Below are 26745 nucleotides of genomic sequence, written 5' to 3' on the forward strand. Positions count from 1 at the left end.
GTGTAACGACTGGTGCGTTCCCGACAGGCCGAAAACGTAACGGCACCGCGCTCGAGAGTGCCGTACGTGACGCTCGCTGGCACCGTGGCGATGGGTCCGGATCTCCTCCGACTGCTTGTCGTCCCGGTCTTTGCCTGGACCGCTGTCCGCGACCTCGCGACCAGACGGATCTCGAGTAGCGTCTGGATCCCGCTGTCCCTCCTCGGGACCGCGGTGTTGGTCTGGGATGGCTGGATTGCCTGGAACACCGGCCAGTACGCGTGGACCTATGAGTTCCTGTTGCCGACAGCGATCAGTCTGGGGCTGGTCGTTCCGATCGCCTACCTGTTCTGGTGGATCGGCGGCTTCGGCGGGGCCGACGCGAAGGCACTGCTCGTGCTCGCCGTCTGCTTCCCGACGTTTCCCGAGTATACGCTCGGGTCGTGGACGGTCCCGCTCGAGACACCACCACTCGGGGCGTTCTCGTTTACGATCCTGACCAATGCCGTTCTCGTCGGGGTAATACTCCCGCTCGCCATCGCCGTCCGCAACGCCGCTGCAGGACGGTTCGCGCCAGTGATGGTCATCGGCTGGCCGATTTCGTGGGAGCGGATTCCGGAGACGCATGGGAGTCTGCTCGAGACACCGACGGGGCGTACCCGTCGTGGACTCGACCTCGATGCCCTGCGGATGTACCTCCGCTGGCGTGGCCTCTCGCTTGCGGACCTGCGTGACCACCCCGATCGGTACCGCGATCCGGCGACGCTACCCGCGGAGCCGAATCCGCCGACCGACGGGGCCGTAAGCGCGGACGTCTCGGTTCGTGGCGATGGCGGGACGCTCGAGTCCGAAAACGACAGAGCCTCGACGACCGCCGTCGACGACGATCCGTGGGGTGCCGCGGCCTTTCTCGACGACATCGACGGTTCGGCGTATGGGACGACACCGGAGACGCTTCGGGATGGACTCGAGGTGCTCGTGACCCAAGAGACGGTCTGGATCTCGCCAGGCACGCCGTTTCTCGTGCCGGTATTCGCTGGACTGGTGATCGCGCTGGGCTATGGCGATCTGTTACTGGGGACGCTGCTATAATGTGCGCTCGTACAGCGGGACGAACACCGTCCAGACGAGCACGAACGCCGTTCCGACGCCGATCAACGCCAGCCACGGCTCGCCGCTACCGGCCGGGGGCCCACTCGCAAGGAGGAGGAACGTCCCCGCAAAGAGCAGACACGAGACGAGGACGCTGCCCAGCTCGAGGGCCGTGGCGATTAGATCGGCGAGAGCCATACGCGATATGTCCAGTCGGAGGGTAAAAACGTCACGGCACTTGTGTATCGATCCGATCGCAAACGCTGACGAGCGTGACTAATTCAGGCTCGAGACTCGATGTCGGCGGCGATGTCGTCGAGTTCGTCGTCAGCGAGGTCGGGTCGCTGGCCGAACATGGCGTGGATGGGACCGCCGTCGTCGTCCTCGAAGCGGGGGACGATGTGGCAGTGAACGTGGGGCACTTCCTGACCTGCGGCCTCGCCGTTGTTGAACGCGACGGTCGTCGCGTCGGCATCGACGGCGTCCTCAACGGCGGGGACCATGCGGTGGATGGTCGCATAGAGATCCGTTGCGACGTCTGCTGGCACGTCGTTGACCCGTTCGTACTCGTCTTTCGGAATCACCAGCGTGTGTCCGGGGGCCAGCGGATTCGCGTCCAAAAACGCGACCGTGGTCTCGTCTTCGTAGACGATTCGCGCTGGGATCTCTCCCTCGACGATCTGACTGAAGATCGTACTCATACGCCAGTGTGTGTCGCCTCATCGTATGAAGGTTTCCCGAGCGCGCTCGAGACTCGCTTACCGCTGGCGACGGTCGTCGAGACGCGATCGAGTAGCTGCGGACTCGTCTCGAGGTCTCATACGGGTTGCAATACCCATGTCCCGGCACAACCGCACGACGGGGTGCGCCGGAAACGACTGATACGGTCTGCTGTCCCGATGTCCCGGTGCAACCGCAGTGCGGGTCGCGGTTGCACCGGCACTGACTGACAGTAGTCCGTATGATAGCAGTCCGTATCAGGTCATGCGAAACGGCGTGTATCCACATGTCCGACATTCGAACGTGTGCCGATGATTTATGAGCTTGCCAGCACATTCCGGGCAGGTGTAGGCCGTTCGCGCGAACTTTTCGCTGGAAGACATGGCATGTGGTACCGCATGACGGTATATTAAATCCACCTGTCGTATGATACCATTGCGAGTGAGGACTCTAGAGACGATTATATGCTTGATATGACGGCTAGCACGACTCGAGGCGCGAGGAATCGGGGCTGGGAGCGGGCGGAGACGATCACGCACACAGCCCGTCGATCGTCTCGCCGATCGCCGTACGGTACTCCCTGGGCTCGTATCCCAGTCGGCCGATCCAGACGTCCTGGTACGACGGATGAAGAATCGGTACGAGCCACACGTCGAGGCGCGCGCACCACACCGGCTCGAGCACGCTATCGAGAAAGCCCTCGAGGTCTCGTCCCTCAGCGGCGAGGACGCTCGTCGTCGCGTGTTTGCCGGTCGCGAGCACGACCGTCGGATCAACGTTGGCGAGTTCAGTCAACAGGTGAGCTCGGCACGTGGCCCGCTCCTCGCCGGTTGGTTCGCGGTTCGTCGTTGGATCGTCCGGATCGGCTGGGAAGCATTTCACCGCGTTCGTGTAGTAGGCATTATCGTAGCCGAGTCGCTCGAGCAGCCGGCGAATGCGCCGCCCAGAATGCTGTGAGGTGTAGGCCTTGCCGGTCCAGTTGCCGCCTCGCCATCGCTCCGCGTCTGGGTTCCCGTAGCCGGGTGCCTCGCCGACGACGACGATGTCGGCGTCGCGATCGCCGGTCCCCCACGAAATGCACTCGCGAGCGTCGGCGAGGGCGGGACAACGCGTGCAGTCTGCCTCGAGAACGTTGCGAGTGGTTGGATAGGCAGGCTCGCCGGCTGCCGAGTCGGCGTCGCCGTTGGTGTTAGCGTCGGACGCGGGCACGCTCAAGCGTCCGTTCCCGAGGCAGTAATGGAAGTCGGTTCGGCGCGACCCGGTCGTGTGATCGCGTCGCACGCGAGGGGACAGGTTTACCTTGGCTGGGTGGCTACCTGCGTGCTAATGACATCGATCGGTCCGGAACTGCTCACGGAATCACTCTCGCTGCTCGTCTACACCGTCGTCGCTGGCGTGTTGACGGTTGGCGGTGCACTCGTCGAACAGGCCAGTCTCCAGCATCTCGGCGCTGGCGAGGCGATGATCGCGCTGTGGCTGGCTGCCCTGGGCGGCGTCATGCTCTATGCGGGCGTGTACGGGCTTGGCTATAAGAAGGTTCTCGCGGAATACGTCTAAGCGGTCGCGATTCGGTTTTGTGTATTGACCAGCGGGGCGCGGCGGAACCCGCAATATCGATTCCTCTTTACTGTCGGAGGCGATTAGGTCGGATATGAGCAGGTTCGGCGAGGTCGACGACCAGTACGACCCAGACGAACTCGAGCAACGGGTTTTCGAGTACTGGGACGACGTCGACGCCTACGAGCAGACGGTCGAGCACCGATCGGACGGTGAGTCTTTCTTCTTCGTCGACGGCCCGCCGTACACGTCGGGGTCGGCGCACATGGGGACCACCTGGAACAAGTCGCTAAAAGACGTCTACCTGCGATACCTGCGGATGCAGGGCTACGACGTCACGGATCGGCCGGGCTACGACATGCACGGGCTCCCGATCGAGACTCGCGTCGAGGAGCGGCTTGGCTTCGAGAACAAGAAAGACATCGAGGAGTTCGGCGAGGAGAACTTCATTCAGGAGTGTAAAGACTACGCCAACGAGCAACTCGAGGGCCTGCAGTCGGACTTCCAGGACTTCGGCGTCTGGATGGACTGGGACAACCCCTACAAGACCCTCGAGCCCGAATACATGGAAGCGGCTTGGTGGGGCTTTTCGAACGCCGCCGACCGCGGCTTGGTCGAGCAGGGCCACCGCTCGATCTCGCAGTGTCCCCGGTGTGAGACCGCGATCGCGAACAACGAAGTCGAGTACGAAGACGTCGAGGACCCCTCGATTTACGTCAAATTCGACCTCGAGGACCGCGAAGGTTCGATCGTCATCTGGACGACGACGCCGTGGACGATCCCCGCGAACACCTTCGTCGCCGTCGACGAGGAGGGCGACTACGTCGGCGTGCGCGCCGAGAAAGACGGCGAGGAGGAACTCCTCTATCTCGCCGATGCGAAACACGAGGAGGTACTGAAGGAGGGGCGCTACGACGATTACGAGATCGTCGAGGAACTCTCCGGCGAGGACCTCATCGGCTGGTCCTACGAGCACCCGCTCGCCGAGGAGGTGCCCGACCACGTCGACGGCGAGGGCGTCTTCGAGGTCTACGCTGCCGACTACGTCGACACCCACGGCGACGGCACCGGCCTCGTTCACTCCGCGCCCGGCCACGGTGAAGTCGACTTCGAGCGCGGCCGCGAACTCGGCTTCCCGATCTTCTGTCCGGTCGGTGGCGACGGCGTCTACACCGAAGAGGCTGGCAAGTACGAGGGTCAGTTCGTCAAAGACGCCGACGACGAGATCATTGCTGATCTCGAGGACAACGGCGCACTGCTGGCCTCGGGCACCGTCCACCACAGCTACGGCCACTGTTGGCGCTGTGACACGGGCATCCTCCAGATCGTCACCGACCAGTGGTTCATCACGATCACGGACATCAAAGACGACCTGCTCGAGAACATCGAGGACAGCGAGTGGCACCCCGAGTGGGCTCGTGACAGCCGCTTCCGTGACTTCGTCGAGGAAGCGCCGGACTGGAACGTCTCCCGCCAGCGCTACTGGGGCATCCCGCTGCCGGTCTGGACCCCCGAAGACCGAGACGATGACGAGGACATGATCGTCATCGGTACCCGCGAAGAACTCGCCGAGCGCGTCGATCAGGACATCGATCCAGACGAGGTCGACCTCCACAAGGACACGGTCGACGACCTCACTATCTCCGAGGACGGTACCACATACACCCGCGTGCCCGACGTCTTCGACGTCTGGCTCGACTCCTCGGTCGCGTCGTGGGGCACTCTCGATTACCCCTCCGACGACAGCCGATTCGACGAACTCTGGCCTGCCGACCTGATTCTCGAGGCCCACGACCAGACCCGCGGCTGGTTCTGGTCCCAGCTCGGGATGGGAACCGCCGCACTCGGCGAAAGCCCCTATCAGGAGGTCCTGATGCACGGCCACGCGCTGATGCCCGACGGCCGCGCGATGAGCAAGTCCAAGGACATCCTGATCGATCCCCACGAGGCGATCGACCGCCACGGCCGGGACGTTATGCGGCTGTTCCTCCTCTCGAACAACCCGCAGGGCGAGGACATGCGCTTCGACTGGGACGGGATGCAGACGATGGAGAACCACCTCCGGACGCTGTGGAACGTCTTCCGGTTCCCGCTGCCGTACATGCGCTTAGACGACTTCGACCCTCAGCAGACGACGCTCGAGGATGTCGACGATGCCCTCGAGCCCCTCGATGAGTGGGTGCTCGCCCGGCTCCAGTCGACGAAAGCCGAGATGACTGCCCACTTCGAGGACTTCCGCCAGGACAAGGCCGTCGATGAACTCCTCGCGTTCGTCGTCGAGGACGTTTCTCGGTTCTACGTCCAGGCCGTCCGCGAGCGCATGTGGGAAGAAGAAGACAGCGCCTCGAAACAGGCCGCCTACGCGACGATCTATCGCGTCCTCCGGGAGAGCGTCGCCCTGCTCGCGCCGTATGCCCCCTTCATCAGCGAGGAGATCTACGGCACGCTCACCGGCGAGGACGGGTTCGACACCGTCCACATGGAAGACTGGCCCGACGTCGACGAGCACTGGGTCGACGAACAACTCGAGGAAGACGTTTCCCTCCTCCGCGCCATCGAGGAAGCCGGCGCGAACGCCCGCCAACAGGCCGGTCGCAAACTCCGCTGGCCGGTCCCGCGCGTTGTCGTTGCCGCCGACGACGAGCGTGTCGTCGAGGCCGTCGAGCGCCACACTGGCCTGCTCGAGGAACGGCTCAACGCCCGCGAGATCGAACTCGTCTCGCCGGAGGACCGCTGGGGCGAACTCCAGTACAGCGCCGAGGCCGACATGAGCGAACTCGGCCCGACCTTCGGTGGTCGCGCCGGTCAGGTCATGAACGCGCTCAACGAAGCCCGGATCGACGAACCGAGCCTCGAAGCGCTCGAAGATGCCGTCGCGGACGTCCTCGAAGACGACGAGGAACTCGAGGAGTCGATGGTTTCGTTCGTGACCCAGACGCCCGACGACATCGCCGGCACTGCCTTCGGCACCGACGGCGACGACCGCGGCGTCGCCTACGTTGACGCCTCCCTGACTGATGACATCGAAAGCGAAGGCTACGCTCGCGAGGTCATCCGCCGCGTTCAGGAGATGCGCAAGGACCTCGATCTCGACGTCGAAGAGCGGATCGCACTCGACCTCGCGATCGACGACGACCGCGTCGCCGACCTCGTCGCCGAGCGCGCGGACCTGATCAACGAGGAAGTCCGCGCCGACGAACGGCGGACAGTCGAGGACGGCCACCGCAAGGAGTGGGATGTCGACGGTGTGATGATGGAGATCGCACTCGAGGCGCTGGCGGCTGCTGAGGCCTCGGAATAGAACTGCCGAGCGAAGCGAGGCGGTTTTTTGGTCCAGATTTTTGCGTGAGTGGTCGCGAGCGCTGCGAGCGACCCGAACGGAAAAAGGTGGATGCCGAGATCGCACTCGAGGCGCTGGCGGCTGCGGAAGCGTCTGAGTAGCTACCCTCGAGCGTCGCAGGCGACTTTTGATTCTTGCGGACGAAACGAGGCAAGGCCAGCAAGAGCAGTGCTCTCGGGGCGCTGACGGCTGCGGAATCATCAGACGAACAGATAGAGATAACGCGAGGTTAGTCTCGAAACCGGAGACGAACCTGATTGGTTCGTTGGTTGTGCTGGCGTTAGAGAACGTCCTGTGTGATGCCGCCATCGACTTTGACTGCTTCGCCCGTCACGTTGCGATTCTCAGCGAAAAAGACGGCGAGACGGCCCATGTCGTCCGGCTTCTGGTCACGGTTGAGGGGAATCGACCGCTGAATCGTCTCCTCGTACGGCTCTTCGCTTGCGGGGGTGAGGACGTCGCGCCACATCGGGGTGTCGACGATCCCCGGACAGATCGCATTGACCGTGACGTCGTCCTCGGCGAGTTCGAGTGCGAGCGTTTTCGTGAGTGCCATCACGGCGTGCTTCGATGCCGCGTAGTGTGCGATTCCTGCGGCGCTCATCTCGCCGGCGATGGAGGCGGTATTGATGATGGAGCCGCCATCTTTGAGTTCCGGGATGGCAGCGCGCGAACAGAGAAAGACCCCCTTCGCGTTGACGTCCATGACGGCATCCCACTCGCTTTCGTCCAGTTCCTCGACCGGCGAGTAGGTGATGATCCCCGCGTTGTTTACGAGAATATCGAGCCGCCCGAACTCGTCGAGTGTCGCGTCGACCAGCTCTTCTGTCTGGTCTGCGCTCGTGACGTCACATTCGACGATTACCGCCTCGGAATCCGTCGACGCCTCGATCTCGTCAGCGAGGGCTTCGGCGTGATCGATGTTATCGGGCTTCGAGTCGTCATCGGCTGCGGACTCCGTGACGCCGATATCAGCGAGGACGATGTTACAACCCGCAGCGGCCAGTTCGCGTGCAATGCCACCACCGATTTCCCCTGCAGCACCGGTCACGATCGCGACTGTCCCGTCGAGATTTCGTTTCTTGACCATGGCCAAGGTAGACGTTACCATTTAACATAAAAACTCCTTCCAGAAATCACACAATTTGAAACCGGATGCTGGTCCGTCACGGGTATGGCCGTTTATTCGCCCAGGACGACGTGTTCTCGTAGTCCGCTCACGAGGACAGCGACACGGTCGACTGCTCGAACCGAACGTAACCGATTCTATCTCGCTCAAATATAATTTCTCAGTGGAAGATACCGTCGTCACAAAGGTCTTGTGCACTGACTAACCAGAGGTGGGTAGTGAGTTCTCGAGTCCCCGCCCTCGCGTTCGTCGTCGTGCTCGTCTGTAGTCTGCCGGCCGGCGTCGGCATCCTCGAGCCGGCACGGGCGGCTGCACCCACTGAGCCTGCTGTCGCCGATTCCGGCGGGGAACTGGCTGCGAGTTCCAGCGAGACGCTGGTATCGATCGGAACGAACGTTGGTTCGGCGACCACATCCAGCGCCGACGTGTTCGACCGCACGACCGTTCTCAGACATCGTCCCGACGACCCTGACGTGTTCGAGACGGAGACGACGTTTCACGTCCCCGGTGCCGTCACCGAGTTCGAGATCGAACTCCAACAGAGTGCGACCGTCGAATCGGTGACGGGGCTCGAGCGGACGGGCGAGCGGACCTACGCGTGGACCGGCACGACTGACGAGCCAGCGATCCGCTATACGATGCCAGCCGATCGGCGAGGCGGGAGCGACGGGACACGCACGTCAGAGACGGGATACACGTTCGTCGAGACAGGCGACTGGGGGATCGTCGCGGTACCATCGCTCAACGTCTCCCTGCGACGGACTGACCCGGTTGGCATCGAGGAGACGGTGACTGTCGACGGCCCGGGTACGACCGGCGGCGACATCGCCGTCTTCGGTCCGGTGACGACCTACGAGCGAGCCACCGACGGCGGGATGATCCGGCTGGTCGTCCCCGACGCCACACGGCTCGAGGAGTCACCGGACGCGATCCTGACGGCACTGGCGGACGCACGCAGCAGTCTCGCGGTGGGGATGCAACGCGACGAGGTGGTCGTGATCGCAGCGCCAACCGGGGCCGACTGGGGACCACGCGGGATTCAGTACGGCCGCGCCGACGCGTGGGTCGTCGCCGACGCCACGCTCGATGAGCCGAACCCGGCCTGGCTCCACGAGTACGTCCACGTCCGGCAGCGCTTCTCGAATGCGGCGACCGACACTACGCCGAAGACAGCGTGGCTCATCGAAGCCCAGGCCGACTACTACGCGGGACTGCTCGCCTTCGAGCACGGTAGCACTGACTTCGACGATTTCAGCGCCCTCCTCGAGCGCGGCGAGCGATCGCCGTACGCCGACGGAGTGCTGGTCGATCGCTCGACGTGGGCGGATCCGAAGACGGACTACGCAAAGGGAGCACTCGTCTACGGCGAGCTCGACCGCCAACTGCGGCTCGCAACCGACGGCGACCGGACGCTCGAGGATGTCTTCCGCGCGTTGAACGCCCAGGAGGGCCGGATCACCGAGGCCGACTTCCTGCAAACGCTTGCGGAGTACGGCGGGGCTGACGTCCGGACTGCTGCCGAACGATACACGCAAACCGAGGCGACGCCCGAGATGTGGAGCCGGAGCCAGCACGCGGCGGCCTTCGACCAGCCGGTCGCCGAGTTCGAGTCCGAGTTGGAGACGGACTCCCTCGAGGTGGCGGGCCGGGAGTGGCCACGGTGGAACGCCTCGGGGTCGACGGGAACCGCCGATGAAGCTGGCGACGTGATCGCGGTCCCAGCCGGTAAACCGGTGTCGCTGCCGGTCACGGTCGCCAACGTCGGCAGCCGAGCCGGTGCGTACGACGCGGCGCTGCAGGTTGACGGTCGACCGGTCGACGTTCGCCGGGGTCGACTCGCAGCCGGCGAGACGGCACAGCACAGCCTCTCGTGGACGCCCGCCGAGCCCGGCGCGTACACGCTTCGCGTCGGCTCCGAACGGCTCACCGCTATCGTTCGCTCGGAAGCGAGTGTGACCGTCACCGACCTCCACGTTTCGCCCGAGCGCGTCGATCCCGGCGAGCCGGTGACGGTGACTGCGACGGTCGAGGCTGCCGACGAGCGCCCGGCAGCGGCCGTCCTCGAGTTCCGGACCGTCGAGGGTGTCGTTGCCGAGCGACCAGTGGCGCTTCGGGTCGGCGACTCGACGACGATCGAGGCGGATCTTCGGTTCGACGAGGTGGGCCGGTACCAGATCGCTGTCGGTGACCGAACTGCTACCGCGCGCGTCGGCAGCGGCCCGGCCGCGGCGATCGAGACGGTGCCCGGGTTCGGCGTTCCGGCGGCGCTCGTCGCGGTCGCGATGCTCCTCATCGTCGCAGTGCGATCGCGCCAGTACTGACGGGAAGCAATCGGTGGCTGCGGGTCCGTGTTCGTCGCTACTCGAGGTCAACCCGGAACCGACACATGTCGGCTCCGTCGTCGACACAGGCTGTTTCGGTGACGGTCGTGTCGCCGTCGAACGCGGCGACGACCCCTTCGAGAATCCCGTGGGCCATGCCACAGTAGGTGGTATCGCGGTGGGTCTCGTAGGTGACGACCCCGTGATCGGACTCGAGACGAGAGGAAATCGCAGGCAGCGACGCGTCGTCCGTGGCGGTTTCGATGTCGCCGTAGACATCGTCGAGTTCGGCGAGCAGGTCCGACGCCTCCCAGTCACGGCTGACGTGGGCGCTAAACGTCGAGAGGAGTTCAGGCGCGAGCGTGCGGCCGACGTCGCGTTCGATTGCACGCCTGTCCTGGGTGGCCATCTCCGACAGCGTCTCGAGGATGGCGTCGATCTCGGCGTCGTCGTAGTAGCTGACGGGGAGATACAGTGTCGGCTCGAGGCCGGCCCGGTCGACGATCGTGTCCCAGGTCTCGTCGTCGGTTCGGTCGACGACGTACTCCTTGAGGGTCTTGTGGACGAGTCCGTGCATTGATACGTTTATGCAAATTCCGGCGCAGTTCACACAGCCGACACCAACCGTGCGAAACGCTAACGGCTAGGCCACGTTCGGTCGAGTACTTAACCGTTTGCTTACAGGTACGACGCGAGCGCCGGTGCGACCGAGACAGTACTGACGCCGCGTTCGATGGTGTCGGTGCCGTAGATCGCTTCGACGCCGGCCCGCGAGAGCTTCGTGACGGCGTTGCGAGCCAGCAGCGGGTGGACGCAGGTGATGTAGACCCGACCGACCGATCGCTCGCGGAGGACGCCGACGGCTTCGCTCATCGTCGAGCCCGTCGCGATGATGTCGTCGACGACGACGACGTCGCGGTCGGCCACGTCGACGTCGCTTGGCGTGATCTCGACCTCGGTGCCGGAGTGGCGAACCTTCTCGAAGTAGTCGGTTTCGCCCGTCCCGTAGGCACCCTGAACCGTCTCGGCGAGGTCGATCGCGCCCGCGTCGGGCGAGAGGAAGACGGGATCCGCGAGGTCGTCGGGTAAGGGCTCGGCCAGTCGGCCCGCAGCGTCGACGGCCGTCGCCGTCGGCTCGAAGAACTCACAAACCGCCTCCTCGTGGGGATCGACCGTCAGCACCCGATCTGCGCCGGTCGAAATCGCTCGCGCCATCGCACGCGCGGAGATAGGATGGCCCGGCTCGAACGCCTTGTCCTGGCGGCCGTAGCCCATGTACGGCAGGACGGTGACGACCTCCTCGACGCCAGCCTCGCGGACGGCATCCTGCAACTGGAGTACCTCGAGGTGGGCGTCGCTCGAGACGGTCGAGGCGACGATGACTGCCCGATCGGGCTCTGCGTCGGCGACGCCCGGGGCGGCCGCGAGCAGTTCGCCGTCGGGGAACCGATCGTACTCGACGGCGGCGAGCGGTTCCTCGAGTTCGCGAGCGAGCGCTGCGGCGAGTGCCTGGGACGTGGATCCACTGACGATCATAGTCGGTGGCACACTCCGGGGGCTAAACCAGCTTTCGTTCTGCGCTGCGTTCGCCCCTCGAGCGCGTCGACCTCGTCGGTCGGTGCGAGTAGTTACGTGTCAGTGTCGCCGTCGCTCGCGTCGCCGGCACTGCACGGACCACTGCTCGTATCGCTCAGGACCGTCAGTTCCCCGTTTCGATCGACCCGGACGAAGAGGTTCAGACACGACGGGTCGTTCCAGTCGGCCGGCGTCACCTCGACCGGCTCGCCCTGATCCAGTCTCACCGTCACGCGGAACTGCCCCGGTTCGGACGGCCAATTTCGCTCGAGGGTTGCTCCGCCGCCGGCCGCGAGATTCTCGGTCGCCCACGCTTCGATCGTCCGGTCGAACTCGACGATGACGTCGACCGTGTGGGCGGTACTGTCGAGGTTGTCGACGGTGATGTCTCCGAGGAGCGTCCCCGCGGTATCGGCCGTCGCGCTCCCGTCGGTTCCGCCGTCGCCAGCGGACTCGTCGTTTTCACTCCCGTCGGTTCCATCCGTTTCGTCGCCGCTGCCCGTACAGCCGGCGACAGCACCGGTACAGACGGTGCCGGTCGCAGCTAGCAGCCGTCGTCGTGAGAGATCGCTCATTTATTGATAGCTGTTATTCAGTATCGTTAACTCTTGTATACTCCGTCTCCGTGCTGTCTGGGAATTCGACGCTCGCGTGTCGATCTCCCGTACCGCTTTGAGAACCAATTGGGTGGGTCTACTGCCGCTCCGGTCGCACGGCGAGCCCCGACACGTCCCTGACGCCCAGCGCTCGCGTTCGCCACTCCCCGTCGCTCCACGCGAGGAACGTCCCCTCGTCCGTGACGGCGTAGGTCGTCTCGCCGTAGCCGACGCCGACGATGTGCTCGCTCGAGCCGTCGATCGCGTGCCACTCGTCGGCGACGAACTCGTAGACGCCGTCTGCGGCGACCGCGTGGGTGCGGACGAGCTCGCCCCGCTCCGAGCGCGGATCGGCGGCGACGGTCTCGAATTCGCCCTCCAAGACGGTCATCCAGCCGTTGCCGAGTTTGTGGAGTCCATCCGCGGTGGCCGCGAGTGGCACCCCGGCAGCCGAGACGTCACGCACGTCCGACAGGCCGGCGTGTGCGAGGCCGTCGTCGCTGACTCGATACGCGCCGTCGGCCGTGCCCACGAGATCACCGTCGATCGCCCGCACCGCTGTCTCGAAGCCGTCCGAAAGCGTCGTCCACTCGTCGGCCCCGGCTGTGCGACACGCGACGCGACCGTCCGGCCCGGCTGCGAGCACGTCGTCGCCATCGAAGCCGACGGCGACCGCCGGGCCGAAGCCGGTCTCGACGAACGACTCGTCGTCGGCCACGACCGGCGCGTCACCCTCGCGGTCGGACGTGGATTCCGCCTCGAGTTCGAGTATGCGAACGTCGTCGTCCGTCGCGACGGCGATGGCGTCGGGGCTGGCTGCGACGTCTCGAGCACCACAGCGTTCACAGAGGCCGAATTCGCCAACTGTGTCACCGGCGACCCGGACGCGAACGACGCCCATCGCGCTTGCGACGTAGGCTGTGATCGCCCCTTGCCGATCGCCGTAGACGCGTTTTTCCTCGATCGATTGCATACAGGAACGTGACAGGGATGGCCCGAAAACGTTCCGCCCTCATATGGACGACTATCCGTTCGCGCTGACACATCCCAATCAGCCATACGGGTGTGCCGGGATCCAGTGACAGCAGCCCGGCTCGGTCTTCGGATCGAGTTGCGGAATCCCTTTGGGGAGTCCGCCCGGACTAGCGCGTGATGCAAGTCTTCGGATCGAGTGGGACGCGGGGCGTCGCCAACGAAGAGCTGACGCCCGCGTTCGTCCTACGCGTCGCGAAAGCGGCGGGGACGACCTGGGGTGACGGCCACGGTGGGGACCGCGTCGCGATCGCTCGCGACACGCGCTATACGGGGCGCATGCTGGCCGATGCGGCCGCCAGCGGGCTCGCGAGTACGGGTGCCGATGTCGACCGTCTCGGGGTCGTCCCCACGCCGGGGGCACAGGCCTACGCCGAACGCGAAGGGGTGCCGGTCGTGGTCATCACGGCCTCACACAACCCGCCCCAGTACAACGGCGTCAAACTCGTCGGGCCCGACGGTGTCGAACTCTCGGTGGCCGCACTCGAGGAGATCGAAGAAACCCTGCTCGCCGAATCGTTTTCCGTCGCCCCGTGGGACGAGACGGGACGCGTCCGCGAGATCGACGGCGTCGGCCGGGCCTATGTCGATGAACTGCTCGCGGCGACCGACCGAGAGACGATCGCCGACGCCGACCTCACCGTTGCACTCGATCCGGGCCACGGTGCGGGTTCATTGACGAGTCCCGAATTCTTCCGAAAACTGGGCTGTCGCGTCGTCACCGTCAACAGCCAGCCCGACGGCCACTTCCCCGGCCGCGATCCCGAACCCGTCCCCGACAACCTCACCGATCTGGGCCGACTCGTCCGCGCGACCGACGCCGACGTCGGCGTTGCCCACGACGGCGATGCCGACCGCGCGATTTTCTTCGACGAACACGGCGAGTACGTCGAGGGCGACGCGACGCTGGCCGCACTCGCAGCTGCCGAACTCGAGGCCGGCGACACGGCCGTCTCGGCTGTCAACGTCTCCCAGCGACTCGTCGACGTGGTCGACGACGTTGGCGCCGAACTCGAGCTCACCCCGATTGGCTCGACGAACATCATCACTCGTATTCAGGAACTCGAGGCGAACGACAGACACGTACCGATCGCCGGCGAGGGCAATGGCGGGATCTTCTTCCCCGACTATCGGCTCTCGCGAGACGGAGCCTACACGGCTGCGCGCTTCCTCGAGTTAGTCGCCGAGAAGCCGGTCAGCGAGCTCGTCGCACCCTACGACGGCTACGTCAACGTCCGCCACAACGTCGAATACGAGTCGACAGCCGAACGTGACGCGATGCTCGATGCGGCGGCCAACCAGGCCAACGCCGCCGACGCCGAGCTCAACACCCGCGACGGCTACCGACTGGATTACGGCGACGCGTGGGTGCTCGCTCGTCCCTCCGGCACCGAACCGCTCGTCCGGATCTACGCCGAGGCCCGCGATGGAAACCGCGCCGAAGCCCTCGCCAGCGACATGTACGAGGCGCTGACCGCTGCGAAAGCCGACGCGTAACGCCGGGCTCCGTTGCTCGAGCCCTCGAGCTCGACGCCCCAATCACGACGAGGCCCACTCCCGAAGCTCCCCGTCGACGACGACTTCGTCCCCAACGTCGTCGAACGTCACACCGCCGTAGGCGACGCGACTGTCAGGGCCGACGTAGATCCCTACAGTACCACAGTCGGCCGCTCGAGCAGTCGTCAGCGTCGCGTCGACGTTCGCTCTGAATCGGAACGACTGATGGTCCGCGCCCGTCGCGGTCACGCCGCTGAGTTTCAGGTCGGCCATGTCGTCGAAGATGATCGCGTTCGTAAACGGGCCGTCGACGGTGACATTCGAGATCGCAGCGCCGTCGAAGCCGGCCGCGTACAGCCCCGAGCCGCTGGCGATGTCGGTGTCGGTGGTTCTGATCGTGACGTTATTGATCGTCAACCCCTGACGGCCGTCCTCGATTTCTCCCAGCGTGATCCCCCGTGCGTTCTCGAGACACGAGACCCGGTCGATCGTCAGGTCTGCGACCGTCTCGTCCGGATCAGCTCTGATCGCCGTATACTCACAGCCGGTGATCTGGCCGTCCGTGATGGTGATCCCCTCGTTCGTCCCGCGGTGAAGGTGGACACCGTAGTCGGGGTCGTTCGCCGGATCGATCTCGAAGTTTTTGAGCGTGCAGTTCTCGGTGGGTGTCCCGTCGTCCGCGACAAGCACGTCGTCGCTGCCGTCCCAGACGCTGTTCCAGCTCGTATCCGGCTGTTGACTGTCGAACTGCACCGGCGCGTCCGAGTCCCCCTCGCCGCCACGGGTCGCCCAGTAGCCGTCGATGACGACGTTTTTCGACGACACGACGTCGATGTGGTGGTAGTGAATGCGGTCGCCGTAGATCCGCTCCAGTCGGACGTTTGCTGCGTGGGCGGGCATGATTCCCGTCGATTCCGGCGAATCGACCCGGACGTTGCAGACGCCCCAGTTCGATGCGCCGTCGTATCCCGGCTCGTCGTAGCCCATATTCGAGAGCAGCGCCCGTCCGTTCTCACCGTCGGGACGGATCCCGACGAGAACGGTCGCACGGCCCGCACCGAGGACGATCGTGTCGTCGCCGATCAGTGGTGTCCGCTCGAGCAGATACCTCCCGGGCGGGAAGTACACGATCCCGCCGCCGGCGTCAGCGACGTCCTCGAGGAGGTCGTGGACTGCCTGGCCGACAGCGGTTTCCCCGTCGCCTTCGATGCCGTGGGCCTCGACGTTCCACACGGGGGTCTCTTCGGTGCGAGCGTGAGTGAGCCGGGCCGCCGCGAAGTGGCTCGTCCCCGGTACCGGTTGCTCGGCACTTCCGCGACCGCTGAAGTAGGTCCAGTCGTCGCTCGCGGCGTCCCAGCGCCAGGTAATTCCTTGATCGGTCGCGTGATACAGTTCGTCGTCGTACTCGCCGGTTGCCGGTCGCTCGCTGATCGGCCCGTGGACGATCGCGTGCGCGTCGATCGCCTCGACCGCGTCGGTGTGGTCCCACTGTTCGCCCTGCTCGTACGTCCCCAGTCCGAGACGCGGCGTGTGATCGACCATGGTTACTCACTCCCGTATGTGTCTCCGTACGCCGTTCCGTACCCGGATTCGACGGCCGCACTGTTCGTACAGCCTGCAAGCGTGAGAAACCCCGACGTTGCGATGAGGACGTCCCGTCGCCCCGGTTCTGAATCGTCCATGATATCTGACTCGTCTTTCGCCGTATAAACTACCTGTTAGGCGGCCGACTCCTCACTCGAGTTGCGCGTCGATCGCGGCGCTGACGGTGTCCCACTCGTAGTTCTCGAGGAGGGTCCCGTCGACGAAGACGGCCGGCGTTCCTGGCACGCCGCGGCTGTCTCCCGTCTGCCTGTCCGCTTCGACGACCCCACGATACGCCTCTTGATCGGCTGCGGCGGCGATCGTACAGCCGTCGACATCGTGGTCGTTGGCGACCTCGCGGATGAACTGGTAGCCGTCCTCGCCGAGTCGGGCTTGCTCCTCGTAGATCCCCTTGGCAAAGGAAAAGAACGTCTCGGCATCGGTTCGGTCCTGGACTGCGCGGGCAGCCGAAGCGGCACGCCACGACCAGTTTTCATCGACGGGGATCGGATAGTCGAAGTAGCGATAGCGGACGTCACCGGGCTCGATGTAGGTCGATTCGATCTGTGGATAGACGTCATTGGTGAACGTCGCACAGTGTCCACAGGCGAAGTCCTCGAAGACATCGACGGTGACGGCGGCGTCTTCTGGACCGAGTGCGGGCCGTGGGAGTGAATCGACCGTTTCGACTTCTGTCCCGTCACAGTCGCTGGGAAACGAGCCGCTGCCGGAGCCACCGAGACAGCCGGCCGTGGTCGACAGCGTGATCGTTCCACCAAGTGCAATGAGGGTTGACCGCCGCGTCGTTCGCATAGTCTGGCGAACGGCGCAGTGACATATATACGATGCCGTTCGCGAACGAGAGCAGCTCCCACGACGGTCATCTCCCCCGCCAACCGCGACTGCCGGCCGCCTTTAGACCGGATCGTCAACGGCGAGCGCGTCCTCGAGTCGCTCCCGTTCGGCCCGCAACGCCTCGAGTTCGTCGTCAACGCGGCCGTCGGCCAGCCGCTCGCGTTCGGCGGGCGTGAGCCGGTCGACGGCCTGGGCTGCGGTCTGTAAGCGGTCGTAGTCGGGATCGGTCGCGAGCAGCCGCACTTCGCGTAAGGCCGCGACGACGTCCTCGTCGGCGATTCGCGCGACGAACGGCTGATACTCCCGCGTCCGGGCTCGCAGGGCACCTGCAGGCCCGGGCGGCCAATCGATCGTCAGCGCCTCGGCATCGATCCCCTCGAGATACGTCTGCTGTGTCGCGACGTTGCGTTTGAGTTCGTCCGCGCTCTCGACGTAGTGCGAGAGTTTCGACCGGGAGTAGTCGGCGTACTCGAGCAACTCGGGAATCGTATATTCGCCGGCCGGATTCTCGCGGACGTACGCTGCTAAGTCCTCGGGCGGGCGCTCGTAGGTCACGAACGGATACCACCGGCTTCGCTCGAGCAGGGCGAACACCTCGCGGGCACTGGTCTCGAGGCGATACGCCCGAACGGCCTCGCGGATCGCCTCGTTATAGTGCTCGATCGGCTCGCGGAGTCGCTCGACCGGCGCGTCGAGATCCGCATCCGCGAGTTCGAGCAGCCGCTCGCGCTCGTCGATCTCGTCGTCGATCGTCTGCAGCCGTTTGCTCGCGGCTTTGCGGGCCTCCGCCAGTGCTTCGCGAGCGGCCTCGCGTTCGTCGAGCATGTCCGCGTATTTTGCTGCTGGCTCGAGGGCGTCGCGAGCCCGCTCGAAATCGGCTTCGCTCAGCCGGCGTTTGTCGATCGTCTCGAGGGCGTCCTCGAAGGACTCGTATTCGGGGAGGTCCTCGTCGAGTCCGGAGACGAGCCCGTCAAATTTCCCCTCGAGTTCGATATATGCTTGAAAATTCTCCTTGCCGGTCCCGGTCGCGCGGTCGACATAGTCCTCTAACAGGTCGGTCGCGGTCCGATACGCGGTTGCGACCGCCTCGACGGTGTCCTCGTCGTGGTCTGCGATCCGCGCGTCGATCGTCTCGAGGCGGTCGCGGGCGACCTCGAGTGCCTCGTGCGGTGTCGGGTTGTCGTCGCTACTGCCGGCGGCGTCGGAGCGGGCGTCGGAGGGCGGGACGCGCTCGCTCATCGGTTACTCGTAGACGGCGTCCGGGTCGAACACTCGTTCGCCGACGTTCTCACCCTCGATCGTCCGGTAGAAACACGACCGATGGCCGGTGTGACACGCGCCGCCTTCCTGGTCGACCAGATAGAGCAGGGTGTCGGCGTCACAGTCGACGCGAATCTCCTGAACGTCTTGGACGTGGCCGCTCGTCGCCCCTTTCTCCCACAGCTCGTCACGGCTTCGCGAGTAGTAGTGCGCGCGGCCAGTCTCGCGGGTTCGATCGAGGGCCTCCGGCGAGACGTAGGCAAGCATCAGTACCTCGCCGGTGTCGGCGTCCTGTGCCACGGCGGGGACGAGGCCGTCCTCACCGAAGTCGACTGCAACGTCGTCGTCCATACTCGAGACGTTGGTCGTCCGAGCGATAGGTCTTTTGCCGCCGGGAGCTCGATCGACTCGAGACTCGAGAAAAATAGCGCGTGCGTCGGCTCGCGTTCAGGCCTGGCCGTTCAGCGTGATGTCGCTGACGCCGATGATGCGCTCGTCGTCCTCGAGTTCCGCTTTCGCGTCCGCGGGAACTTCGCTGTCGACGTTGTAGACGGTCAGGGCCTCGCCGCCGATGGTCTCGCGGGCGTTGAACATGCCGGCGATGTTGACGTCGTGGTTGCCCATCACGGAGCCGATGAGGCCGATGACGCCGGGCTCGTCGGTGTTGCGCGTGATGACCATTCGGCCGTGGGGGATGGCGTCGACGCGGTAGCCGTCGATGCGGACGATCCGCGGGTCGTCACCCGCAAAGAGGGTGCCGTCGACGGAGACCTCGTCGTCGTCGTTGCTGACAGTTACGGAGATCAGGCTCTGGAAGTCCTCGGCCTGGCGGGTCTTGGACTCGGTGACGTCGACGCCCCGGTCTTCGGCGATCTGGGGCGCGTTGACCGCGTTGACCTGCCACTCGAGCGGTTCGAAGACGCCCTTGAGTGCGCTTGCGGTGACGAACTCGATGTCTTCGTCGGCGATTTCGCCCTCGTAGACGACTTCGACGTCCTCGATGCGGCCCTCGAGCAGTTGTGCGGCGACCTTGCCGGCGGTTTCGGCGAGGTCGATGTAGGGCTCGACGCGGGGGAACGCGCTCTCGTCGATCGAGGGCGCGTTCAGGGCGTTGGCGACCGGCTCGCCGGCGAGCGCGGCGTTGACCTGCTCGGCGGTGGAGGTCGCGACGTTCTCCTGAGCCGCTTCCGTCGACGCGCCGAGGTGAGGCGTGACGATGACGTCGTCGTGCTCGAGCAGCGGCGAGTCTTCGGAGAGTGGCTCCTCAGCGAAGACGTCCAGCGCCGCGCCGGCGACCGTGCCGTCTTCGACTTTGGCGGCGAGGGCGTCCTCCTGAATGATGCCACCGCGGCCGACGTTGACGATGTAGTCGCCCTCGAGGAGGTCGAGTTCCTCTTCGCCGATCATGCCCTCCGTCTCGGGGGTCAGCGGCGTGTGGATGGTCAGGAAGTCGGCGCGCTCGAGACACGGCTCGAAGTCGACGAGTTCGGCACCGAGTCGGTCGGCGCGCTCCTCGGAGATGTAGGGGTCGAACGCGACGAGGTCCATCCCGAGCGAGTCGAGTTTCTTGGCGACCTCCTGGCCGACGCGGCCGAGGCCGACGATGCCGAGCGTCTTGCCGTTGAGTTCGGCACCGAGGTAGTCGCTTTTCGCCCATTCGCCGTTTTTCAGACGGATGTGTGCCTGTGGGATCGAGCGGGCGGCCGCGAACGTCATCGCGACGGTGTGCTCGGCGGCTGCGCGAACGTTGCCCTCGGGGGCATTGGCGACGATGACACCTTCGTCAGTGGCGGCGTCGATGTCGATGTTGTCGACGCCGATTCCTGCTCGCCCAACGATAACCAGTTCCTCGGCGGCCGCGAGGACCTCGTCGGTGACTTCGGTCCCGGAGCGAACGATGAGCCCGTGTGCGTCCGAGACTGCCTCGAGGAGGTCGTCTCCCTCGAGTTCGTAGCCCGTTTCGACCTCGTGGCCGGCGTCTCTGAGTACGTCCAGACCCGCATCCGCGATCGGATCCGTGACGAGAACCTTCATGTGCGAGCAAACCGTGCGGAGCACGTAAACCCTTCCGTTGTGCGCGTGGCCGGCAAAAAATACCGCTGTCTCAGATCGTAATCAGCGCAGCGCCGATCACGATCAACGCTGCGCCGCCGACGACGCCTTTCGTTACTCGCTCGACGTCTCGCAAGAAGACGGCGGCAAACAGCAGGGTAAACAGCGGCGCGGTCGCGACCAGCGGGTCGACGACGGCGATTCGGCCACCCTCGAGGCCGAGTGCGGTCATCAACGCGAGCATCGCGACGGTCGTCAGCAGGCCACTGCCCACGAAGTAGCGATACGACGCCCGCGGTTTTGCGAGCACGTCACGACCACCCCAGGCGAGGATGTACGCCAGCAGGGCGACCAGCCCGGCCGTCTCGTTTATTGCGACCGCCTCGAGAGCCGATATCGGCGTATCGAGCATGCCGTACCGGCGGCTGACGTTTGCGACTGCGAAGGTGGCCGCGGCTGCGATCGGCCACAGCAGGTCGCGGGTGGTCCACCCCGCGAGGTCGCCGCCGCGAGCGGTCGCAAGCAGCGCGAGCCCGGCCACGAGGACGACGATCCCAACGCCGGTGACGGGCCCAAGCGGTTCGCCCAGCGCGACCAGCGCGATCAGCGTCGCGAACAGCGGCCGTGCGCTGAGGATCGCACTGTTGAGACTCGCGCCCACTCGATCGACGCCGACGAAGATCGTGACTCGCCCGACTGCGGTGCCGACCACGCCCGCGAACGCGAAGATGGCCAGCGTCTCGCCGGTCACCCCCGTCACGGCCGACCGGCCCTCGAGGGCCGCGATGGCGAGCCAGTAACACGTCGAGTCGACGAGCACGACGACCAGTGATGCCTGTACGGCACCGCCACCTGCGGCCATCCCTCGTTTATCGAAGATCGGCGAGAACCCCCAGAGGACCGCCGGGACTAAGGCGATCGCGACGACCTCGAGCGTCGCGTCGGTCATCGGCCGGCTGCCGCGGACTGCTGGCGGTCGTCTTGTGCGTACACGTCGGACGCGTTCCAAGTATTGCGGCGAGAACGTTACGATATCGGTCTACGGGCCACCGCGTCCTGCGTGTCGCCTCTCCGATGGCGATCGGCAGTTCTATCTTTCTTCAAGGAGAGAATCCCGGCGTTTACGCCGTCATCAGAAATCTTTGATTTCTGATTGCCCGTCAGACGTAGTCTGACGACCGGGCGTGAATCTGACAACGCTTACACAGTCTCCGTTCGGTAGCAATACGGGTATTTAAGTTCAGTCGAGGTGTAGTATGACATACACCGAGGCGGCACGTCCGCCCACCTAATCGGACAATATCGGGACTCCGAGACCCAGAACGTTCGAGACTCCCATCTCGAACCGCTGTGGTGTCTCGGTCACCAAGATAACTCCGAGTCCCCGTGCCGGGGATAGGAGTAACAGCGGTGTGGCCCCGCCATCGGCCCGTCATACCGACGAGTCGTAAACCAGCAAATATCCCAACCCAGCGGTGCGGTGCCGTGGGAAGCCTCGCCGTCGTCGGGCGTAGCCCGACTGCCCGAGGGATCTTCGATCCCTCTCCGTTTACGGCGAGGAGGAGGTCACCCGGTCTCTCGTGTTGTGAACTATCCGGTCACAGTTTTCGGTGTGGATCGTGTATTGGTAGCTATGTACGAACGCATCCTGTTGCCGACCGACGCGGCGGAAGGGACCGAACTCGCCATCGACCACGCTGTCGCCGTCGCCGACCACGCCGGGGCCGACCTTCACCTGCTGTACGTCGTCGACAGCGACGTCTACGGCTCCTACAGCGGCGACGAATACGTCCACGAGTTCGAAGGGTTAGAGGCCGCCCTCGAGCAGGTCGGTGAAGAGGCTCTCGAGTCGGCCGCCGAGGCAGCCGAGGAGGCGGACGTCGAGACGACGACGGTCGTCAGACACGGCGACCCCCACAAGCAGATCCTCGCGTACGCCGACGAAGCCGACGTCGACCTGCTCGTCATGGGCTCGAAAGAACGGTCCGGCGAGTACCGCCAGCTGCTGGGCAGCGTCACCGACCGCGTCGCGCGACTGGCCTCGCGGCCGGTGACGATCGTCAAGACGCCGGTCGAGGGTGAGGAGTAGTCGGTCACGATCGCGAGTCGAAACCTGAACTGGTTTATCCGGTGACCCACAAGCGGCGAGCAATGACAGTCGTCGCTTTCGACTTCGATGGAACGCTTTCCGACTCCGAAATGACCGTCCTGCTCGGTGATCGCTGTGGCGTCGCCGATGACATGGCCGAGATCACCGAACGCGCGATGAACGACGAAATCGGCTACGCCGAGAGTCTGCGCTCGCGTGCGTCCCTGCTCGAGAGTCTCCCCAAAGCAGAGGCCGAAGCGGCCTTCGACGAGGTCGTCCTCCGCGAGGGAGCCGCCGACCTCATCAAAGAACTGAACGACGCCGGCGTCACGACCGCCATTCTCACCGGCGGATTCGAGCGCGGTGTTGCGGCCGCCCTCGAGCGTGAAGGCGTCTCCGTCGACCACATCGTCTCGAACCGGCTGCCGATGAACGGCAATGAACTCACCGGCGACGTCGAGGGGCCGCTGATCGAGGGCACCAAAGACGACGCGCTCGAGGATCTCGCCGACGACGTCGGCGTCGACCTCGACGAGACCGTGGCGGTCGGCGACGGTGCAAACGACCTGCCGATGCTCAAGGTCGCTGGGCTGGCTATCGGCTTCGAACCCAAACCGGCGGTCGAACCCCACTGTGATGTCGTCGTCACGTCGATGGACGAGGCCCGCGAGACGCTGATCGAGGAGACCGTCCTCGCCGAGCCCTAATCGGTCAGGGCCACTGCTGAATTAGGCCGCCTAATAGGGAGTTGTGGCTCCACGACGACGGTTCGATGTGTCGCTCCCGTCGTCGCTTCCCGTTCTACTCACGGTTTCAGTTATATTCTCAGTGTTCACTGACTGTCAGTGCTAACTGCCCATTTCTCGACCGAGAGAGTTTTAACTCGTAACTGAGTAAGCGATTATGATGATGTGGCAAGACCTCGTATTCATGATTGGGAGCAGCCTTTCGATCGTTTTCCTCGCACCGACGCTGCGTGACTCGAGTGCGCGTGTCCCTCTCGGCACGAGCCTGCCGTCGATGGGGATCGGCTTCGTCTATGCGACGACGTTTTTCACGCTTGGGATGAGCTTCTCCGCTGTGGGCGCGCTTGCAGCCGGGACGATGTGGTCGTTGATCGCGCTGTTCCGTTCGCCACAGGGCGTCTCGATGAAACTCGCCGTGCGTGAAAACCTCGCCCTGTTCGTCGCCGATCTGCAATACTGGCTCGACCGTCGCCGCTCCGGTCGGTCGACCACCGAACAGTACGTCCCGTTCGATCACGGGTCCTCGAACGCCTATGGACAGGGCAACGGCCGCTAACTTTCTTTTTCCGATCGTACTGACCTGGCGTCGCTTGACTACTCGTCGGCCAACAGTAGCGCTGCCAGCCACAGCGCCGTGGGGCCTCGAGACCCGATTACCTCGAAAATAGGCTCGTGTGAACCGGCGCGAACTCCCCGGTTTCGTCGGGCTGTTCCGGGGCCGTGTCGGTAATCGAGCTGCCGCCGAGGCCATCCTCGAGCAGATCCGACAGCGGCGGCCCAACGGTTTCGGGTTCGACGAGGAAGGCGTCGTGGCCGTGGTCGGACTCGATCACGTGGTGGGCGACGTCGACGTCGGCCTCGCGTGCCGACTCGGCAAGCGACTCGGCCTGTTCGACGGTGAAGTGCCAGTCGCCGGTAAACGACTCGATGAGGAGCTCGCCCTCGAAGGCCGCCAGCGCGTCGGCATCGGACTCATAGCCCGCCGAGAGGTCGAAGTCGTCCATCGCGCGCGTCATGTAGAGGTAGCTGTTGGCGTCGAACCGATCGGTGAACTTGTCGGCCTGATAGTCCAGATAGGACTCGACCTCCCGATAGGGGAAGAAGGCGGCCGCGGGATCCGGCGGCTCCTCGCGGACGGTTTCGCGACCTGCGGAGCGGCGGCCGAACTTTCGGCCCATCGAGGCCTTCGAGAGGTACATGATGTGCCCGATCTGGCGGGCGCGTGCCAGCCCGTCTTCGGGTTCAGGGCCGCCGTAGTAGTGACCGCCGTTCCAGTTGGGATCGGACGTGATCGCCCGCCGGGCGACGGTATCGAGCGCGAGACACTGTGGGTCGAGCTTGGCAGCGGTGGCGACCGCACCGGCCCGTTCGACGTCGTCGGGATACCGTCGCAGCCAGTCGAGGACGTTCATGCCGCCGACACTGCCGCCGATGACGGCGTGCAGCCGGCCGATTCCCAGTTCGTCAAGCAGCCGCCGTTGGGCACGTGTCCAGTCACCGATCGTGACTGGCGGGAAGTCGGTACCGTAGGGCTCGCCCGTCTCCGGGTTCTCGCTTGCAGGGCCGGTCGTCCCGTAACACGACCCGGGCGTGTTCGCACAGATCACGTAGTACTCGCTGGTGTCGACCGCCTTCCCGGGCCCGACGACGTCGCCCCACCAGGCGCGGGCCTGACCGGCGGTCTCGTCGCCGGCGTCCGGCCGGCGGGCGACGTGGGCGCTGCCGGTCAGCGCGTGACAGATCAACACCGCGTTGTCGCCGGTAAACTCGCCGTAGGTCTCGTAGGCTACCTCGAGGTTGGGGATCGACTCCCCGCACTCGAACTGGAACTCGCCGAGATCGATCGTCTCTTTCGTCGTCATCGTGTCTCACCATCTGATCGACAGGCTCCTGTCGCGGCTTCGATCGCTTGCTCGAGGTCGGCCAGGATGTCTTCGGGGTCCTCGATGCCGACCGACATCCGCACGAGATCGGCCGTGACGCCGGCCTCTGCTCGCTCCTCGGGCGAGAGCTGGCCGTGGGTCGTGCTCGCGGGGTGGATCACCAGTGTCTTCGCGTCGCCGATGTTCGCGAGGAACGAGGCCAACTCGACCTCGTCGCAGAAGGCCTTGCCCGCTTCGAACCCTTCCTCGAGCCCGAAGGCAACCATACCGCCGAAGTCCTCGAGATACTGCGAGGCGTTGTCGTGGGTCGGATGGGACTCGAGGCCGGGATGGGTGACCCAGGCGACGTCCTCGTGGTCATCGAGGTACTCCGCGACGATGGCGGCGTTCTCGCAGTGTTTCTCGACGCGCAGTGGCATCGATTCCAGTCCCTGTAAGGTCTGCCAGGCGTCGAAGGGTGACTGCTGATTCCCGAGACTGCGCAGCGACCGAAAGCGAGCGGCGGCAGCGAAGGGCGCGTCGGCGAAGTCCCGCGAGAAGTCGGTGTCGTGGTAGGCGTGGTTTTGGCCGGCAATTTCGTCGTACCCGTGTTCGCCCCACGGGAACGAATCACCGTCGACGAGGACGCCGCCGACGGTCGTTCCCGAACCGTGGAGCCACTTGGTCGTCGATTCCCAGACGACATCGGCCCCGTGCTCTACGGGTCGACACAGCGCCGGCGTCGCGAAGGTGTTGTCGACGACCAGCGGCACGCCGTTGTCGTGGGCGATCTCAGCGACGCGCTCGAAGTCGGGCGTCACGAGCGAGGGGTTGCCGATCGTCTCGACGTGGACGAAGGCGGTGTCCTCGTCGATGGCCTCCTCGTAGGCGTCGTACTCGAGCGTGGGGACGAATTTCGGCTCGATGTTCCGCCGTGTGGCCGTCTTCGAGAAGTAGGTAGATGTCCCGCCGTAGGTGTCGGTCGAGCAGACGATGTTGTCACCCGCCTCGGCGAGGATCAGGACCGCAGAATCGAGCGCAGCCATGCCGCTGCCCGTCGCGACCGCGCCCGCGCCACCCTCGAGCGCGGCGAGGCGCTCCTCGAGGACGGTGACGGTCGGGTTGGCGATGCGAGAGTAGATGTAGCCGTCGTCCTCCAAGGCGTAGCGGTCGGCAGCGGTGTCGGCGTCTTCGAAGACGTAGGAGGTGGTCTGGTAGATCGGTGGTGCCCTCGCGCCGGTGGCCGGATCGGGTGACTGGCCGGCGTGGACGCTGCGCGTGCCGAGCCCGCGCCCGCCACGCTCGGCGTCGGAGTCGGCCTCGTGCCCGTCGCTCGCGTCGTCGCTCATGTTTAGTATGCATACTGCTCCATCCACATATGCGTCGCAGTAACGGCAAAAACAGCAGACTAGAGAATGACTCTCATTCATCGTCGGCCATCGCCGCTCCGGGGGGCGTT

General features: G+C 65.0%; 25 protein-coding genes. 8 read left to right on the plus strand and 17 right to left on the minus strand.

The features are described from left to right. Positions 1-66 precede the first annotated feature (66 nt). Positions 67-1071 carry an A24 family peptidase gene (locus tag BDK88_RS04560; RefSeq protein WP_130499801.1) on the plus strand — a complete coding sequence of 335 codons (1005 nt, stop codon included), beginning with the start codon at positions 67-69 and terminating at the stop codon, positions 1069-1071. On the opposite strand, the gene BDK88_RS04565 is transcribed toward BDK88_RS04560, so the two are convergent. The 3 genes from BDK88_RS04565 to BDK88_RS04575 all read right to left on the minus strand — a co-directional run bounded on the left by BDK88_RS04565 (position 1066) and on the right by BDK88_RS04575 (position 3000). Continuing rightward, positions 1066-1269, minus strand: coding sequence for a hypothetical protein (locus BDK88_RS04565; protein ID WP_130499357.1), 204 nt, complete (start codon positions 1267-1269; stop codon positions 1066-1068). The genes BDK88_RS04560 and BDK88_RS04565 overlap by 6 nt on opposite strands. An 83-nt stretch (positions 1270-1352) precedes the next feature. After that, the gene (locus tag BDK88_RS04570; RefSeq protein WP_130499358.1) at positions 1353-1772 is read right to left on the minus strand and encodes an HIT family protein; all 420 of its coding nucleotides are present in this window, start codon (positions 1770-1772) and stop codon (positions 1353-1355) included. A 550-nt stretch (positions 1773-2322) separates the two neighbouring features. After that, positions 2323-3000, minus strand: coding sequence for a uracil-DNA glycosylase (locus tag BDK88_RS04575; RefSeq protein WP_130499802.1), 678 nt, complete (start codon positions 2998-3000; stop codon positions 2323-2325). A gap of 117 nt (positions 3001-3117) precedes the next feature. On the opposite strand from BDK88_RS04575, the gene BDK88_RS04580 reads away from it, so the two are divergent. Beyond that, positions 3118-3348, plus strand: coding sequence for a hypothetical protein (locus BDK88_RS04580; RefSeq protein ID WP_008013601.1), 231 nt, complete (start codon positions 3118-3120; stop codon positions 3346-3348). 94 nt (positions 3349-3442) lie between these two features. Beyond that, the gene (gene ileS / locus BDK88_RS04585) at positions 3443-6649 is read left to right on the plus strand and encodes an isoleucine--tRNA ligase (RefSeq protein WP_130499359.1); all 3207 of its coding nucleotides are present in this window, start codon (positions 3443-3445) and stop codon (positions 6647-6649) included. Positions 6650-6968: 319 nt separating this feature from the next. Here the strand turns inward: ileS and BDK88_RS04590 are convergent, their stop codons facing one another. Next, positions 6969-7778, minus strand: a complete 810-nt coding sequence (locus BDK88_RS04590; protein ID WP_130499360.1) for an SDR family NAD(P)-dependent oxidoreductase — start codon at positions 7776-7778, stop codon at positions 6969-6971. Positions 7779-8035: 257 nt separating this feature from the next. On the opposite strand from BDK88_RS04590, the gene BDK88_RS04595 reads away from it, so the two are divergent. Then, positions 8036-10138, plus strand: coding sequence for a CARDB domain-containing protein (locus tag BDK88_RS04595; protein WP_130499361.1), 2103 nt, complete (start codon positions 8036-8038; stop codon positions 10136-10138). 37 nt (positions 10139-10175) lie between these two features. Here the strand turns inward: BDK88_RS04595 and BDK88_RS04600 are convergent, their stop codons facing one another. The 4 genes from BDK88_RS04600 to BDK88_RS04615 form a co-directional block, all read right to left on the minus strand. Continuing rightward, positions 10176-10715, minus strand: a complete 540-nt coding sequence (locus BDK88_RS04600) for a heme NO-binding domain-containing protein (RefSeq protein ID WP_130499362.1) — start codon at positions 10713-10715, stop codon at positions 10176-10178. Between the two features lie 101 nt (positions 10716-10816). Then, positions 10817-11674, minus strand: a complete 858-nt coding sequence (locus tag BDK88_RS04605; RefSeq protein WP_130499363.1) for a ribose-phosphate diphosphokinase — start codon at positions 11672-11674, stop codon at positions 10817-10819. 92 nt (positions 11675-11766) lie between these two features. After that, a complete protein-coding gene (locus tag BDK88_RS04610) occupies positions 11767-12288 on the minus strand; it encodes a hypothetical protein (protein ID WP_165396906.1) in 522 nt (173 codons plus the stop codon). A gap of 118 nt (positions 12289-12406) precedes the next feature. After that, on the minus strand, positions 12407-13282 hold the full coding sequence (locus BDK88_RS04615; protein ID WP_130499364.1) for an HVO_0234 family beta-propeller protein: 876 nt from the start codon (positions 13280-13282) through the stop codon (positions 12407-12409). Between the two features lie 179 nt (positions 13283-13461). Between BDK88_RS04615 and glmM the strand changes: the two genes are divergently transcribed. Next, on the plus strand, positions 13462-14838 hold the full coding sequence (gene glmM, locus BDK88_RS04620) for a phosphoglucosamine mutase (protein WP_130499365.1): 1377 nt from the start codon (positions 13462-13464) through the stop codon (positions 14836-14838). Positions 14839-14880: 42 nt separating this feature from the next. On the opposite strand, the gene BDK88_RS04625 is transcribed toward glmM, so the two are convergent. The 7 genes from BDK88_RS04625 to BDK88_RS04650 all read right to left on the minus strand — a co-directional run bounded on the left by BDK88_RS04625 (position 14881) and on the right by BDK88_RS04650 (position 21538). Next, on the minus strand, positions 14881-16380 hold the full coding sequence (locus tag BDK88_RS04625; RefSeq protein WP_130499366.1) for a glycosyl hydrolase family 28-related protein: 1500 nt from the start codon (positions 16378-16380) through the stop codon (positions 14881-14883). A gap of 2 nt (positions 16381-16382) precedes the next feature. Beyond that, complete coding sequence (locus BDK88_RS21055; protein WP_165396907.1) at positions 16383-16520, minus strand: hypothetical protein; 138 nt, start codon at positions 16518-16520, stop codon at positions 16383-16385. Positions 16521-16572: 52 nt separating this feature from the next. Next, the gene (locus tag BDK88_RS04630) at positions 16573-17235 is read right to left on the minus strand and encodes a DsbA family protein (protein ID WP_130499367.1); all 663 of its coding nucleotides are present in this window, start codon (positions 17233-17235) and stop codon (positions 16573-16575) included. Positions 17236-17337: 102 nt separating this feature from the next. Then, on the minus strand, positions 17338-18516 hold the full coding sequence (locus BDK88_RS04635) for a DUF7118 family protein (protein ID WP_130499368.1): 1179 nt from the start codon (positions 18514-18516) through the stop codon (positions 17338-17340). Between the two features lie 3 nt (positions 18517-18519). Then, on the minus strand, positions 18520-18888 hold the full coding sequence (hisI, locus tag BDK88_RS04640; protein ID WP_130499369.1) for a phosphoribosyl-AMP cyclohydrolase: 369 nt from the start codon (positions 18886-18888) through the stop codon (positions 18520-18522). A gap of 96 nt (positions 18889-18984) precedes the next feature. Then, positions 18985-20571, minus strand: coding sequence for a phosphoglycerate dehydrogenase (serA, locus tag BDK88_RS04645; protein ID WP_130499370.1), 1587 nt, complete (start codon positions 20569-20571; stop codon positions 18985-18987). Positions 20572-20641: 70 nt separating this feature from the next. Further along, positions 20642-21538, minus strand: a complete 897-nt coding sequence (locus BDK88_RS04650; RefSeq protein ID WP_130499371.1) for a DMT family transporter — start codon at positions 21536-21538, stop codon at positions 20642-20644. A 684-nt stretch (positions 21539-22222) separates the two neighbouring features. Between BDK88_RS04650 and BDK88_RS04655 the strand changes: the two genes are divergently transcribed. The 3 genes from BDK88_RS04655 (at position 22223) to BDK88_RS04665 (ending at position 23980) form a co-directional block, all read left to right on the plus strand. Beyond that, a complete protein-coding gene (locus BDK88_RS04655) occupies positions 22223-22678 on the plus strand; it encodes a universal stress protein (protein WP_130499372.1) in 456 nt (151 codons plus the stop codon). Positions 22679-22719: 41 nt separating this feature from the next. Next, positions 22720-23385, plus strand: a complete 666-nt coding sequence (gene serB / locus BDK88_RS04660; protein WP_277613469.1) for a phosphoserine phosphatase SerB — start codon at positions 22720-22722, stop codon at positions 23383-23385. Positions 23386-23584: 199 nt separating this feature from the next. Next, positions 23585-23980, plus strand: a complete 396-nt coding sequence (locus BDK88_RS04665; protein WP_130499374.1) for a hypothetical protein — start codon at positions 23585-23587, stop codon at positions 23978-23980. Positions 23981-24077: 97 nt separating this feature from the next. Here the strand turns inward: BDK88_RS04665 and metX are convergent, their stop codons facing one another. Together metX and BDK88_RS04675 are read right to left on the minus strand one after the other, a co-directional pair. Then, positions 24078-25286, minus strand: coding sequence for a homoserine O-acetyltransferase MetX (gene metX / locus BDK88_RS04670; RefSeq protein ID WP_130499375.1), 1209 nt, complete (start codon positions 25284-25286; stop codon positions 24078-24080). After that, on the minus strand, positions 25283-26635 hold the full coding sequence (locus BDK88_RS04675) for an O-acetylhomoserine aminocarboxypropyltransferase/cysteine synthase family protein (RefSeq protein WP_130499376.1): 1353 nt from the start codon (positions 26633-26635) through the stop codon (positions 25283-25285). Before BDK88_RS04675 ends, metX begins: the two co-directional genes overlap by 4 nt. Positions 26636-26745: the final 110 nt, after the last annotated feature.

It is taken from the genome of Natrinema hispanicum (assembly GCF_004217335.1).
GTDB lineage: Archaea > Halobacteriota > Halobacteria > Halobacteriales > Natrialbaceae > Natrinema > Natrinema hispanicum.

What these genes read in the sequence shown, in the direction of transcription:
- BDK88_RS04565 (WP_130499357.1), bottom strand. Translation starts at nt 1,269, where the DNA reads ATGGCTCTCGCCGATCTAATCGCCACGGCCCTCGAGCTGGGCAGCGTC.
- BDK88_RS04570 (WP_130499358.1), bottom strand. Translation starts at nt 1,772, where the DNA reads ATGAGTACGATCTTCAGTCAGATCGTCGAGGGAGAGATCCCAGCGCGA.
- BDK88_RS04580 (WP_008013601.1), top strand. Translation starts at nt 3,118, where the DNA reads ATGACATCGATCGGTCCGGAACTGCTCACGGAATCACTCTCGCTGCTC.
- ileS (WP_130499359.1), top strand. Translation starts at nt 3,443, where the DNA reads ATGAGCAGGTTCGGCGAGGTCGACGACCAGTACGACCCAGACGAACTC.
- BDK88_RS04590 (WP_130499360.1), bottom strand. Translation starts at nt 7,778, where the DNA reads ATGGTCAAGAAACGAAATCTCGACGGGACAGTCGCGATCGTGACCGGT.
- BDK88_RS04600 (WP_130499362.1), bottom strand. Translation starts at nt 10,715, where the DNA reads ATGCACGGACTCGTCCACAAGACCCTCAAGGAGTACGTCGTCGACCGA.
- BDK88_RS04605 (WP_130499363.1), bottom strand. Translation starts at nt 11,674, where the DNA reads ATGATCGTCAGTGGATCCACGTCCCAGGCACTCGCCGCAGCGCTCGCT.
- BDK88_RS04610 (WP_165396906.1), bottom strand. Translation starts at nt 12,288, where the DNA reads ATGAGCGATCTCTCACGACGACGGCTGCTAGCTGCGACCGGCACCGTC.
- BDK88_RS04615 (WP_130499364.1), bottom strand. Translation starts at nt 13,282, where the DNA reads ATGCAATCGATCGAGGAAAAACGCGTCTACGGCGATCGGCAAGGGGCG.
- glmM (WP_130499365.1), top strand. Translation starts at nt 13,462, where the DNA reads ATGCAAGTCTTCGGATCGAGTGGGACGCGGGGCGTCGCCAACGAAGAG.
- BDK88_RS04625 (WP_130499366.1), bottom strand. Translation starts at nt 16,380, where the DNA reads ATGGTCGATCACACGCCGCGTCTCGGACTGGGGACGTACGAGCAGGGC.
- BDK88_RS21055 (WP_165396907.1), bottom strand. Translation starts at nt 16,520, where the DNA reads ATGGACGATTCAGAACCGGGGCGACGGGACGTCCTCATCGCAACGTCG.
- BDK88_RS04630 (WP_130499367.1), bottom strand. Translation starts at nt 17,235, where the DNA reads ATGCGAACGACGCGGCGGTCAACCCTCATTGCACTTGGTGGAACGATC.
- BDK88_RS04635 (WP_130499368.1), bottom strand. Translation starts at nt 18,516, where the DNA reads ATGAGCGAGCGCGTCCCGCCCTCCGACGCCCGCTCCGACGCCGCCGGC.
- hisI (WP_130499369.1), bottom strand. Translation starts at nt 18,888, where the DNA reads ATGGACGACGACGTTGCAGTCGACTTCGGTGAGGACGGCCTCGTCCCC.
- serA (WP_130499370.1), bottom strand. Translation starts at nt 20,571, where the DNA reads ATGAAGGTTCTCGTCACGGATCCGATCGCGGATGCGGGTCTGGACGTA.
- BDK88_RS04650 (WP_130499371.1), bottom strand. Translation starts at nt 21,538, where the DNA reads ATGACCGACGCGACGCTCGAGGTCGTCGCGATCGCCTTAGTCCCGGCG.
- BDK88_RS04655 (WP_130499372.1), top strand. Translation starts at nt 22,223, where the DNA reads ATGTACGAACGCATCCTGTTGCCGACCGACGCGGCGGAAGGGACCGAA.
- BDK88_RS04665 (WP_130499374.1), top strand. Translation starts at nt 23,585, where the DNA reads ATGATGTGGCAAGACCTCGTATTCATGATTGGGAGCAGCCTTTCGATC.
- metX (WP_130499375.1), bottom strand. Translation starts at nt 25,286, where the DNA reads ATGACGACGAAAGAGACGATCGATCTCGGCGAGTTCCAGTTCGAGTGC.
- BDK88_RS04675 (WP_130499376.1), bottom strand. Translation starts at nt 26,635, where the DNA reads ATGAGCGACGACGCGAGCGACGGGCACGAGGCCGACTCCGACGCCGAG.